The 12,326-nt window shown below is 49.1% G+C and carries 16 protein-coding genes; 11 read left to right on the top strand and 5 right to left on the bottom strand.

Annotated elements, in window-relative coordinates; translation table 11 throughout:
• Positions 1 to 294 precede the first annotated feature (294 nt).
• Positions 295 to 747, bottom strand: coding sequence for a hypothetical protein (locus tag SY83_RS02900; RefSeq protein WP_068604091.1), 453 nt, complete (start codon positions 745 to 747; stop codon positions 295 to 297).
• A 295-nt stretch (positions 748 to 1,042) separates the two neighbouring features.
• On the opposite strand from SY83_RS02900, the gene SY83_RS02895 reads away from it, so the two are divergent.
• Positions 1,043 to 1,417, top strand: a complete 375-nt coding sequence (locus SY83_RS02895; RefSeq protein WP_082882270.1) for a GNAT family N-acetyltransferase — start codon at positions 1,043 to 1,045, stop codon at positions 1,415 to 1,417.
• Between the two features lie 14 nt (positions 1,418 to 1,431).
• Here SY83_RS02895 and SY83_RS02890 read toward each other — a convergent pair whose 3' ends face one another.
• Positions 1,432 to 1,827: a hypothetical protein gene (locus SY83_RS02890; RefSeq protein WP_068604089.1), complete on the bottom strand. Its 396-nt coding sequence runs from the start codon at positions 1,825 to 1,827 to the stop codon at positions 1,432 to 1,434.
• A 131-nt stretch (positions 1,828 to 1,958) separates the two neighbouring features.
• On the opposite strand from SY83_RS02890, the gene SY83_RS02885 reads away from it, so the two are divergent.
• Positions 1,959 to 2,411 carry a hypothetical protein gene (locus SY83_RS02885; protein ID WP_197479948.1) on the top strand — a complete coding sequence of 151 codons (453 nt, stop codon included), beginning with the start codon at positions 1,959 to 1,961 and terminating at the stop codon, positions 2,409 to 2,411.
• Positions 2,412 to 2,425: 14 nt separating this feature from the next.
• Here SY83_RS02885 and SY83_RS02880 read toward each other — a convergent pair whose 3' ends face one another.
• The 3 genes from SY83_RS02880 to SY83_RS02870 form a co-directional block, all read right to left on the bottom strand.
• Entirely contained in the window at positions 2,426 to 2,695 is a 270-nt protein-coding gene (locus SY83_RS02880) for an excalibur calcium-binding domain-containing protein (RefSeq protein WP_068604085.1), read from the bottom strand.
• A 13-nt stretch (positions 2,696 to 2,708) separates the two neighbouring features.
• Complete coding sequence (locus SY83_RS02875) at positions 2,709 to 3,971, bottom strand: BaiN/RdsA family NAD(P)/FAD-dependent oxidoreductase (protein WP_068610803.1); 1,263 nt, start codon at positions 3,969 to 3,971, stop codon at positions 2,709 to 2,711.
• A 94-nt stretch (positions 3,972 to 4,065) separates the two neighbouring features.
• Positions 4,066 to 4,992 (bottom strand): AraC family transcriptional regulator, encoded by a 927-nt coding sequence (locus tag SY83_RS02870; RefSeq protein ID WP_068604082.1) that lies wholly within the window; start codon positions 4,990 to 4,992, stop codon positions 4,066 to 4,068.
• Between the two features lie 129 nt (positions 4,993 to 5,121).
• Between SY83_RS02870 and SY83_RS02865 the strand changes: the two genes are divergently transcribed.
• The 9 genes from SY83_RS02865 to mutY all read left to right on the top strand — a co-directional run bounded on the left by SY83_RS02865 (position 5,122) and on the right by mutY (position 12,302).
• The gene (locus SY83_RS02865; RefSeq protein WP_068604080.1) at positions 5,122 to 5,961 is read left to right on the top strand and encodes a phytanoyl-CoA dioxygenase family protein; all 840 of its coding nucleotides are present in this window, start codon (positions 5,122 to 5,124) and stop codon (positions 5,959 to 5,961) included.
• A 75-nt stretch (positions 5,962 to 6,036) separates the two neighbouring features.
• A complete protein-coding gene (gene trxA / locus SY83_RS02860; RefSeq protein WP_068610801.1) occupies positions 6,037 to 6,342 on the top strand; it encodes a thioredoxin in 306 nt (101 codons plus the stop codon).
• A gap of 152 nt (positions 6,343 to 6,494) precedes the next feature.
• Entirely contained in the window at positions 6,495 to 7,973 is a 1,479-nt protein-coding gene (locus tag SY83_RS02855) for an Lsa family ABC-F type ribosomal protection protein (protein WP_068604077.1), read from the top strand.
• Positions 7,974 to 8,053: 80 nt separating this feature from the next.
• On the top strand, positions 8,054 to 8,200 hold the full coding sequence (locus SY83_RS22975) for a hypothetical protein (RefSeq protein WP_157279771.1): 147 nt from the start codon (positions 8,054 to 8,056) through the stop codon (positions 8,198 to 8,200).
• 92 nt (positions 8,201 to 8,292) lie between these two features.
• Entirely contained in the window at positions 8,293 to 8,727 is a 435-nt protein-coding gene (locus tag SY83_RS02850; RefSeq protein WP_068604075.1) for a BrxA/BrxB family bacilliredoxin, read from the top strand.
• Positions 8,728 to 8,846: 119 nt separating this feature from the next.
• Positions 8,847 to 9,656 carry an ammonia-dependent NAD(+) synthetase gene (nadE, locus tag SY83_RS02845; RefSeq protein ID WP_068604073.1) on the top strand — a complete coding sequence of 270 codons (810 nt, stop codon included), beginning with the start codon at positions 8,847 to 8,849 and terminating at the stop codon, positions 9,654 to 9,656.
• A gap of 35 nt (positions 9,657 to 9,691) precedes the next feature.
• Positions 9,692 to 10,168, top strand: coding sequence for a DinB family protein (locus tag SY83_RS02840; RefSeq protein ID WP_068610799.1), 477 nt, complete (start codon positions 9,692 to 9,694; stop codon positions 10,166 to 10,168).
• Positions 10,169 to 10,589: 421 nt separating this feature from the next.
• Positions 10,590 to 10,982 (top strand): holo-ACP synthase, encoded by a 393-nt coding sequence (gene acpS, locus SY83_RS02835; RefSeq protein WP_068604071.1) that lies wholly within the window; start codon positions 10,590 to 10,592, stop codon positions 10,980 to 10,982.
• A gap of 189 nt (positions 10,983 to 11,171) precedes the next feature.
• A complete protein-coding gene (gene mutY, locus SY83_RS02830; protein ID WP_068610797.1) occupies positions 11,172 to 12,302 on the top strand; it encodes an A/G-specific adenine glycosylase in 1,131 nt (376 codons plus the stop codon).
• The last annotated feature ends 24 nt before the right edge of the window (positions 12,303 to 12,326 follow it).

The following is a 12,326-nucleotide window of genomic DNA, read 5'->3' as shown; positions in this document are numbered from 1 at the left end:
CAAGTAACTTTGCTGGACATTCGGTAACCTGGGGATTCTAACGAATTCTCACAGCGTTACAAGGCCAATAAGAGGGTTTAGCGAATTCTAACGAATCGCAGTATCACTATCGCACCCAGATGTTGCCGATAATGGCCATTTTGCCTAGAATAGTGCTATGAGCATTCGTTAGATTTCGAAAAGTGCCAATTAGGAACAAATAGTGATATACGGATTCGTTAGCGCGGACGATGGGGAAATGTCAGATGCCGCCAAGGTCAAGTTGATCTCCAAGGACTAGGGCATCCGTATAGGTCAAAGTCCTTGGAGGGCATGTTTAATTTGAACATTAAACTTGGCGTTCTCTGCATCGTCTACGTTCTGGTGATGCCAGTAGAGGATGAGCACATTTTTGTGCTCGTAAATGAGGGGTATTTGCATATCATATTTTTGCTTTTGGTGATTAAGATCCTGAAGTCCTTTTATACGGGCTTGTTCAGAACGATAGATGTAAACGGAGATATACTCTTTGTTTATTGTTTTTTCGGTCGGTTGAGTCACAGAAAATCTGTGTGGTTTAATACGATGTAATTTCCAGTCTTTCTCGATATCCTCGGGGACCATTTCAATACCTTCTGCATTGAGGGCATTCGTTACTTTATCCAAGGTTAGATTCTCTTTGGAGATGGATAGCCCACTTTCCCCCGTGAAACAACCTGTTAGCAGCAGTAAGTTCAGTAGCAATAGTAGTCCTAGCTTGAATTTCATGTGCATCTCCCCCTAGCGTTACAGTACTAACGAGTGCGGATGCTATTTTGTTTCATTACAACTAAAAAAGTACTGCCACCTATTGTGTGTTGACTAATAGATTACATCATTTTGACTACTAACGAATCCTCACAGCCTTAGAAGGCCAATAAGAGGGTTTAGTGAATTCTAACGAATCGCAGTATCACTATTGCATCCAAATGTTGCCGAGAGTAGCCGAATTACCTAGAATAGTGCTATGAGCATTCGTTAGATATTGAAAGGTGCCAAATGAGGGCACCCTTCCGAGGAGGTTGTGAAGACTTATTTGCGGCGGGGTGAATGTTATGTTGCTGAACTAAATCATGAAATTATCGGGGTGTATGTGTTACTTCCGACTCGGCCGGAAACGGTTGAACTTGTCAACATTGCGGTCATGGAATCCAGGCACGGGCAAGGAATTGGGAAGCAACTGGTGTTACACGCCATTAAAACCGCGAAGGTAAGTGGATACAAAACTATCGAAGTCGGAACCGGTAACTCCAGTGTGGGGCAACTATATCTGTATCAAAAATGCGGGTTCAGAATCGTTGGCGTGGATAGAGACTTTTTTGTCAGACATTATCCTGAGGTCATTTACGAGAACGGCATCCATTGCCGAGATATGATTCGGTTGTCGCAAGATTTGTAATGTTGAGGGAAACCTCACTCTATTCTCCCGCAATCCAACTCTACTAGAATAACTTGCCCCATACTTACTCTAGGTTCGGGAGGATCTCCGAGGCCATATTCCTTTCGGATACGGTCAACTTGTTCTTTACCTATCTTATTCTCAATATTGCTAATTTTCGGAGTAAACCTATCTTCAATCCCTAATTCTTTCTTCATAAAATCGGAGATTTTATTATCACGAATAACATACTTTTCTTGGCCTTTATCCTTAATCATTTGCTCAATGTCAGGATATTGGTCGAGATCGTTACTGTTAATGCCGAAGAACTTATTTTTGTTATAACAACTGCTGGGTGAAGCCGTCGTAGATGTGTTAAGTGTTGTGAATACAAGCATGGCCGCAAGGGTTGGAAGCAACTTCTTTTTCACGGGGACAAACTCCTTATGTAGTCTTAAATTATGCTGTAAGTATGCGTACGATCTGTTGAGTTCATTTCTTAAAGGGGCGACTTTTAATTAAAAAGTTAACATGGCTTATGATAGTTGTTATTATAATGTTCGTGAGTTTTACCCTGTCCAAAGACAAAAGGTTAAACGAAGACGTTAAGCTCCCTGATACAATATCTCAAGAGTTCACAGTAGAACTTAACGACGGCGTCCCAACAATTGTTGCTAAACAAGAAGAGAATACAGATAAAATTATTTTAAACACGTTAATTACAACGACGGCCGATGGAGACTTATATATCATCAATCCTAAAGGATACAGAATTAAAAATTTTAAATTAGACCATGAAAATCAACAAATCTACTTTTTTAAGAATCTCACTAATTATACAAAAACAGAGAAGTTGCAAATCATAAAAATCGGCGAGAAAGAATACAGAAATATCATGCAAGGGAATAAGATTATTTTCTATATTGATTATTATGGAGACGGATTTACAAAGGTAGAATATAACTTAGAGTTAAATAAACTAACTATGATCGACCAGCAGGAAGGTTATAAGTAACAACATCCCATACTTCATCGCTCACAAGCAATCAAATCATTATCCCTATCGCTCTTATCATTCGCATCGTATAGCTCTTTGGAGACGAAGGGCTTCTTCTTCGTCTTCCCGCCTTTATTCTTAACCGACGCAGTACGCGCGACACCGCCAGGGTACACCTTGGTCAGTTCCGTGCAGTTCTTGTACTCAACGATCTTAGGAGCTGCTTCCGCAGAATCCGTAAACCCCGCAAACACACTCATACCAACCATCGCCGAAACCAACATTGCTGTAAACTTCTTCATAATCAGAAACCTCCTATGTCAAACTCTCCGCCGCACATTTCCCTGCCGTATACCCCGTCGAGAACGCCGCCGTAATGTTATACCCGCCCGTGTACCCGTGAATATCCAGCACCTCGCCGCAAAAGAACAAGCCCCGCATCAACTTCGACTCCATCGTCTTGGGATCAATCTCCTTCAGGTTCACGCCGCCACCGGTGACAAAAGCTTCCTCAATCGACAACGTCCCGTTGACCGCGATTGGAAAGCTCTTGATCAGCTTCGACAGTTCGACCCACAACGCCTTCGGAATGTTATCATAGGTGAGCTCCCCGTCCAAACCCGCTTTGCGTAACATGAGCGGCACCAGCTTCTCCGGCAGGTAACCCTTGAGCACGTTGCGGATCAGTTTCTTCGCGTCAGCCCGGGCCAGCGCCAGCGTCTCACTATACACTTCATCGGCGCTCTTCTCCGGAAACAAGTCAATCGTAAGCGGCACCTTGGTCACGCCAAACTGCTTCATGATCTTCACGACATACTGACTGCAACGCAACACAATCGGCCCCGATATGCCAAAATGCGTAAAAATCATATCCCCGTCATGCGTAATCACTTTCTTGCCCTTCGGATTCCACACGGACAGCTCCACTTCCCGCAGCGACAGTCCCTGCAACTCCTTGCTCTGGATGAAGCTCTCGCCTGAAGTCATCGGCACCTCCGTCGGAAACAACTCCGTAATCGTATGCCCCGCTTTCTCAGCCCAGGCATAACCGTCCCCGGTCGAACCCGTATGCGGCACGGATTTCCCGCCGCTCGCGATAATAACTGCTCGCGCCCCGATAACCTCGCCGCCAGCCAGCTTCACCCCAGCCACCGCGCCGCCTTCATAAATTACCGCCTTCACCGGCTGATTCGTCTTAATACTCACGCCTTGCGCCTTCACTTTACTCACCAGAGCATCCACGACCGTCTTCGCCCGATCCGAGACCGGGAACATCCGCCCGCGATCCTCTTCCTTTAACCGTATGCCGAGACCTTCAAAGAAAGCCATAATATCTTTATTACTGAACGTCGCCAGCGCGCTGTGCAGAAACCGGCCGTTCCCCGGGATATGTTTAATGAGCTCATCCAATTCCTTGGCATTGGTCACGTTGCAGCGCCCGCCGCCGGAGATCCCGAGTTTACGCCCCAATTTATCGCCTTTATCGATCAACAGCACCGAGGCGCCGCCCGCGCTTGCAGCAATACCCGCCATCAAACCCGCCGATCCGCCGCCAATCACAATCACATCATAATTCAACATGCATCTTCCTATTCTTACATAATGGTACCTCTACAATAATTCATTTGTTCATCAATATCAAAATATCGAGACTCGCACACAACCAACATAATTATTCCTGAACTCCTTGTTCATGAAGCAGCTTGCGCCATGCCGTTGGCGTCATCCCCATAAATCGTTTAAACACGGTGGCAAAATGCTGGCTCGACGGATACCCCAAGCGGAACGCAATCGCCGTAATCGGATCCTGACTTTCGGAGAGGAGACGGCAAGCGCTCTTAATCCGTAAGCGTTCCACGAAAGTGATGGGGGCTTCGCCGGTATGCTTTTGGAAAGTGCGGTAGAAATGAGAGGGGCTAACGCCCGCGGCGCGTGCTAATTCGTCAACGGACGGACGCCACTCCGGTTCATGAACCATTTGGCTGATAAGACGGTCATACTGGCGCGAGAGATCTTCGGCTACTTCCTGATCAGAAGTGACGGGCTGGATAATGGATAAGACAATGTCCAGTAAACCGTGCCGAATGGCTGTGCTGCGGTATGGATGTTCCGGGTTCAGGGCGAGCTTAAGTTTACGCAGCGCATCTACAGGAGCCAGCCCTGTTTGAATAATTCTGGGCAAAAGCTTCAACCTCTCATCAATACGCTCAATTTCTTGCATCGGCAGCCTCAGCCAGTTCTTGGTTTGCGGAGCTTTAAGTATAACCCACCATAACACACAGGGTTCAATGGCGTTGAATTCTCCGCGATGCTTCTCGCCGGGCCGGGTGTGAAAGACTTGACCCGCCTGGGTTTCATATACCTTCCCGTCCAGCTCCCAATTGGCCTTTCCTCGTTCCACGAGCACGAATTCGTAGCAACCCGGATGTTCATGATGGAACAGGGGCAGCGCTTTGCGAATCTCATCGTACCCAAGCATGAAAAACTCAGGGACTGAGGGGATTGAAGGATTGTACTCGATGCTGTAAGTCCACCGAGTGCCTCGGGATTCGCCGGAAGGAAGAGCACGCGGGGAAGAGTTTAATTCGTCAGAACTCATGATTAGCATCACCCCTCTATGTTACTGTGTGCGTTTGAATGTTTCTGATACTACTCGGTATGGAACAGAACGTCAACTATGTTTTACTTGCGGTATGATGACATCAATACCACACGAGGAGGCAATATCATGACTCAACTACAAGCAGAACGTCAATACAAGATTACCGATGCGGACAAAGAAACCTTCAACCGGGACGGCTACTGGATTTCGCCTAAGCTGTTCGACGATGCGCAGATCGAGCGTTTGCGTCAGGCGCATGAGCGGGTATGGGCTGGGGATTATGACGGGGACGGATATTCCATGAATCCGTTCCGGCTGAGCGCGAACCCGGATGCGCTTCGGAAGCTGGATAACGGTTGGTGGATTAACGATGAAGTTCGTAAGGCGGTGACGGATCCATTCATCGGTGAGCTGTGCGCGGACTTGCTTGCCGAAGATGAGATCAGGTTGTGGCATGATCAGGTCATCTATAAGCCGGGCATCGGCGACAAACCGTCCAATGACGGCAACGTAGGCTGGCACCAGGACTACGGATATTGGCAGTGCTCATCCCGGCCGGACATGATCACGGTATGGGTGGCGCTGCAGGATACCGATCTGACGAACGGCGGTATGATGACGATTTTAGGCTCACATAAGTGGGGATTGATTCCGGACAGCGATTCCTTCTTCAATCAGAATATGGAGGAGTTGAAGGCGAAGTATGCCGCCGATCGCGAATGGGTGGAGGAGCCTTGTATCCTGAAGGCGGGCCAAGCCAGCTTCCATCACGGCTTAACGTTCCACGGCTCGGGTCCGAACCGCACGAACGATCCGCGCCTGTCCGTCGTCGCGCATGTCATGCCGGGAGGCACCGCCTACCGCGCGGGTGTACAGCGCCATGACAACGTTCGCTTGTTAGGTCCTCGTCCATATGACGGCCAGAAGTTCGATAGCGAATATTTCCCGGTCATCTATAAGCGTTAACTATTAAGTAGTTACTTGACAAAAGTAAGTGTATGCCGCATAATGAAATCATACTCATTGGAGAGGATGATGAACATGGCGGCAACAGCCTTAACGAAAGAAACATTTGATCAGACCATTGCCAGCGGTACAACTTTGGTAGATTTCTGGGCGCCTTGGTGCGGACCTTGCAAGATTCAACTTCCGATTGTGGATGAACTGGCAGGCGAGCTGGCAGGACGCGCGAATATTACGAAGGTTAACGTGGATGATCAGCCTGAACTGGCTTCCCAATTTAACGTCATGAGCATCCCGACGCTGCTGATCTTCAAAGACGGCGAGCTCCAGAATAAACTGGTCGGCTTACAAAGCAAGGAAGCTTTGCTTGCGAAGTTGAGCTAATCGTATACGGTGATACAAAGGTCAACCAGTTCTAACTGGTTGGCCTTTTTTTTTTGCATGCGCAGTTAACGGATACTTTATCTATAGATGAACAGTCTCTACTATGACAATTGCCCGCTATGCTAAGCTACAAGGGTAGGAGGGATGCGTTGATGTCATTGATTCAGGTTACAGATTTAACGTTTGCCTATGACGGGAGCTACGATAACATTTTTGAGAACGTAAGTTTTCATATAGATTCGGACTGGAAGCTAGGGTTTACGGGGAGGAACGGCCGGGGTAAGACCACCTTCCTTCAGTTGTTGCAAGGGAAGTATGATTACAGCGGACACATTACGGCAAGCGTGGCGTTCGATTATTTTCCATTCCATGTAGAACATACCGAGGAGCATACGCTGGATGTGATCAGGCATATGGGTCCGGACTATGAGCATTGGGAATTGCTGCGGGAAATGTCGCTTTTGAAATTGTCAGAGGATGTGTTGTACCGGCCTTTCAGCTCTTTATCCAACGGGGAACAGACGAAAGTGATGCTGGCCGCGCTATTTCTTAAGGAGAACAGCTTTCTCTTAATCGATGAACCGACCAACCATTTGGACATGGAAGCAAGGGAGTTGGTGAGCAGCTATCTTCGCGGCAAAAAAGGCTTTATCCTCGTGTCCCACGACAGGGCGTTTCTCGATAATTGTATAGACCATATTCTTTCCATTAACAAAACGGGCATTGAGATTCAAAAAGGCAATTTCACCGATTGGTGGCGTAACAAAGAACAGCAGGATCAATATGAGCTGGCTGAGAATGAGAAGTTGAAGAAGGATATGAAACGCCTCGCGGAATCCGCCAAAAGAACGAGCAACTGGTCGGACGAGGTGGAGAAGACGAAGAACGGCACCAGAAACTCCGGCTCCAAGGTGGATAAAGGATACATCGGCCATAAAGCAGCCAAAATGATGAAACGATCCAAATCTCTCGAACAACGGCAGCAATCAGCCATGGAAGAAAAGTCGAAGCTACTAAAGAATGTGGAAAGCTCAGACAGCTTAAAGATTCCCCAACTTTCTTATCATAAGAACCAGTTAGTTGAACTGGAAGGAGTATCTATCTTATACAGCAACAGAAAAGTGTGCTCCGATATAATCTTTACCATTGATCAGGGGGATCGCATTGCATTGTACGGGAAGAACGGCTCGGGTAAATCCAGTATCATTAAAATGATCATCGGTGAAGATATAACTCATACCGGGACGTTTCGGATGGGAAGCCAGCTCCGGATCTCCTATGTTTCCCAGGATACTTCCCATCTGCAGGGAGATCTGACGGAATACGCCAGGCATCACGGGATTGATGAGAGCCTGTTTAAAGCGATTCTGAGGAAGCTTGATTTCTCCAGACTGCAATTTGAGAAGGACATTTCCTCTTTCAGCGGCGGCCAAAAGAAAAAGGTGCTCCTGGCCAAAAGCCTCTGCGAGCCCGCCCATTTGTTTATATGGGATGAACCGCTGAATTTCATTGACGTCATTTCACGTATGCAGATTGAAGAGCTGTTGCTGGAATACGCGCCGACGATCCTTTTTGTAGAGCATGATCGTGAGTTTTGCGAGAACATAGCTACCAAGACGATTGAACTTTGAGCTTGCGTCTTCCACATATTTTATGCCAAAAAGATCCATACTACGGAAGAACCCTACCAGGAAGAAGGGAGGTATTTTCCATGGCACAAACCAATTCCAACGATTCATCATCCAAAGCCGAAAAAGAGCAAGCCCGCGAAAACTCCAAGCAAGTTACGAAGAAGCATCAACCCGGAGATGCGGGCTACGATAAGAAGCTGGACGGCGAAAATCGCCCATCCGTTTAACTCCCCGCTTTGCTTTCATTCTGGGGGGATGTATAATGGGAGATAAGAATTATTATGATCTAATCCTATTCCCTTGAAGGAGTGAAAGTTAGATGTCAATGTCTTTCGAACGTTACATGGCGGATATGGTTACACCTATGCGCACAGAGCTGACCAGACTCGGAATCACCGAGCTGTTGACGCCGGAGCAAGTTGAAGCATCCCTGCCGAACGCGGAAGGAACGGCGCTGGTTGTCGTGAATTCCGTATGCGGATGCGCGGCTGGACAATGTCGTCCGGGCGTGGCACGCGCTTTGGAGAATGAGAAGCTACCTACACATCTCTACACGGTTTTTGCCGGACAGGAGAAAGAAGCAACGGCGAAAGCGAGAGAATATTTCGCGCCTTACCCGCCGTCGTCACCATCCATCGCTCTGATGAAGAACGGTGAACTGGTTCATTTCATCGAGCGTCACATGATTGAGAACCGCGGTGCGGATGAAATCGCGGCGGAATTGAAGCAAGCTTTCGATAAACACTGCGATTAAGCCTGCTGCCTTAGGCGAGTTCGCTCAGATTATATCTGAGCTGCTCGCTTTCTCTTTATCTATTTTGCATTCATAAAAAAAATACATATAAGAAAAACAAGAATAGAGGTGCTGAACCCATGAGTCTGCAACAAGAGATTATTGCCAAATTAGGCGTACAACCGACGATCGAGCCGGAAGCGGAAATCCGCAAGCGGGTGAATTTTCTCAAGGACTATGTGAAGAATTCCCGTACCAGCGGCCTCCTCATTGCGATTAGCGGCGGAATTGACAGCGCGGTCGCGGCGGCGTTGTGCAAGAAAGCCACGGACGAGCTTAAAGAGGAAAGCGGTCAGGATTACATGACGCTGGGCGTATTTCAACCTTACGGGGAGCAGGAAGATATCGCGGACAGCTACGCGGTGGCCGAGGCGTTCAACCTGACGCATACCGTGGAGACGAACATCGAGGATACAGTCAATGAGATCGCGCTCGAAGTGGAGTTTGGGTACAAAAAGCTCGGCATCCATCGCCACATCAGCAAGGAAGCCAAAGGCAACACGAAAGCCAGAACAAGAATGGTGATGCAATACGCTTTGGCGTTTGACCTCAATCTGATTGTAGTCGGAACCGATCATGCTTCTGAGGCGATTACCGGGTTCTTCACCAAATACGGTGACGGCGCCGTGGATATTACGCCGCTCAGCACCCTGAACAAACGTCAAGTGCGACAGCTTGCCGCTTTACTCGGCGTGCCGCAGAGCATTCTGGACAAAGCGCCGACCGCAGGACTATGGGCGGGTCAGACCGATGAGAAAGAACTCGGCATCAGCTATGAAGATAACAGCGATTATCTTGAAGGCAAGACCATCAACGATGAGGCACGTGAGAAACTGGAGCGCCATTACCTCAAGACGGAGCACAAACGTACGGCAATCCCGGGAATCTAGGTTTGTAAGAACCAATCAGGGAGAGGACGATGGACATGGGGAATTATTTGTTCGAACAGCTGGCTTTTGTAAGAGGACAGACGTTGAAGTTTATGCAAGGTGTGAGTGAAGATGAGGGAAATCGGATTCCCGAAGGGTTTCGGAACCATATTCGCTGGCAGCTGGGACATATTTATACGGTGACGGAGCGATTCGCTTTCTATTTCGCGGGACTGCCGATGGTGCTCCCCGACGGATTCTCCGAGCAATTTGGGAACGGCACTTCGCCGGAAACCCCTACTAATTACCCCGTGCCGACGCTGCAGGAGCTGGAGACGTTGCTGCAAGAGCAGCTTCATCGCATCCAGACGACATTGCCGGAGCGGGTGCATCAGACGATTGATCCGCCTTACGTTACTTCCGCGGGCATGCGTTTAGGTTCGATAGAAGAATTCCTCACGTTTAATCTGTACCATGAGGGTATGCATATCAGCATGATTAAGGTGTATAAGAAACTGGTAGCGGGCAAGTAATCGGATTGGTTTTTGGTATCCCGCTAAACTAAACACATCATAAAGTTACTGGATGAACACAAGTTAAGGACGTCTCTTCACAGAGGCGTTCTTTTAGTGAACGGATTAAAAGTAATATGTTCTAACGAACTCAGCGAAGCCTTAGAGCACTAAATGATCAAATCATGAATTCTAACGAATCGTATTCACGCTTAAAGGTCTAAAAACACTAAAATTCCTGCTCATTCCATACTTAAACACGTTTACGATTCGTTAGAAATTCATAGCGGGCGTTTTTAACTTCTAAGAACTTCCTTGATTCGTTAGAATATTGGAAACAATATATAGGCATGCGGGGGGACGAAAGATTCATTTTGCCGGGTAAATCGTGTAAACTTAAGTATAGTGGAATCGATCAGACTACCAGAGGGCGGGATGCAGGATGATTATCGGAATTGGTCATGATGTGATCGAGATCAGGCGTATAGACAGAACACTGCAGCAACGTTACGGAGACCTGTTCATGCGCAGAGTGCTGACCCAGGCTGAATATGATTATGCGCAAGAGAAGGCGAACGGGAGACTGACGGAATTCGTTGCGGGACGATTTGCGGCTAAAGAGGCGGTTGTGAAAGCTTTTGGCTCCGGCATTGGACGCAAGACCGGGTTTCAGGATGTGGAAATTATGCCCGACGAGCAGGGTAAACCCGTTTGCACGCTAAGTGAAAGCGCCTTGCAGCGACTGGGTATGGCGAACGTGCCGCTGCATATTCATATCAGCATCACGCACAGCGAATCACTCGCTTCGGCTTTCTCGGTAATTGAGAAGAATTAAACACGTACACTCAACTTGGATAAAAAAAGGATTATCATCACCATGGATACAGCTACTGCGCAGCAACCGTTTCAGCACCTGCAACCTTCCAAGCCCGAGCCGCGGCGGCCGGGTTCATTTGCGTTAAGTACAAACATTAAATCATAAGGGAGAGGCTTGTCGGGACAAGGCATGCCGTAACAATAGATGATGGATTTAGCTCAGAGACAACGATTTTTCAGTACAAATTTACTGGCTTGGTATGATGTTCACAAAAGGGACTTGCCCTGGCGGCGCAACAAAAATCCTTACTATATCTGGATTTCCGAAATTATGTTGCAGCAAACTCGGGTCGACACGGTGATTCCGTACTGGCATCGGTTTATCGAGAAGTTTCCGACGATTGAAGCATTGGCGGATGCGCCTGAGGATGAGGTGCTTAAGGCCTGGGAGGGCCTCGGGTACTACTCCCGGGCACGGAATTTGCAGTCCGCGGTCCGGGAAGTGATGGAGACCTACGGCGGCATTGTACCGGATACGAAGCCGGAAATTTCCGGCTTGAAAGGCGTGGGGCCTTACACGGCAGGCGCAATCTTAAGCATCGCGTACAACAAGCCTGAGCCGGCCGTAGACGGCAATGTCATGCGAGTGCTGTCAAGATACTTCCTGATCGAGGAAGATATCATGAAGGGCAGCACAAGGGCTTACATGGAGAGCTTGATCTATCAGCTCATCCCGGAAGGGCGCGCGGGCGATTTCAACCAGGCCCTCATGGAGCTGGGCGCCATGGTGTGCACGCCGAAGTCGCCGCATTGCCTCACCTGTCCGGTGATGGAGCAATGCGCCGGCCGTCTTGAGGGCATGGAAGAGTCCCTGCCCGTCAAGACGAAGGCTAAGCCGCCCCGCCCCGAGCACCGCTTGGCGGCCGTCATCGCCGGCACCGGCGAGCGCGCCGGTCAGTTCCTCATTCGCAGGCGGCCGGACACCGGGCTGCTCGCGCGAATGTGGGAACTGCCGCACGTCGCGGCGCCGGAGCCGGGCATGGCCTTCGCCGAAGGCGGCGAGGCTGCCGGGGAGGCGCTGCGCGCGGGGCTGGCCGCGGAGGCGGGGCTGGACATACAGCCGCTGCGCTGGCTGATGTTGGCGGAGCACACATTCTCCCATATTCATTGGAATATGGGGGTGTATGTGTGCGAGCTCGCCCCGGGCCCCGACGCGGCCGCGGCGGGCGCCGGGGACAGCGGGCCGCCCCCGGGCTGCGCCTGGGTGGATGCCGCGTCCTGGCGGGAGTACGCGTTCCCGAACGTATTCCTTCGCATCGTGAAGGAATACTTGAAATAAATGGGGGACCGCCTGCGGGGCGGA

The organism is Paenibacillus swuensis (assembly GCF_001644605.1).
GTDB lineage: Bacteria > Bacillota > Bacilli > Paenibacillales > DY6 > Paenibacillus_N > Paenibacillus_N swuensis.
Note: the sequence above shows the minus strand (reverse complement) of the source record. Positions and strands in the feature narration are given on the sequence as shown.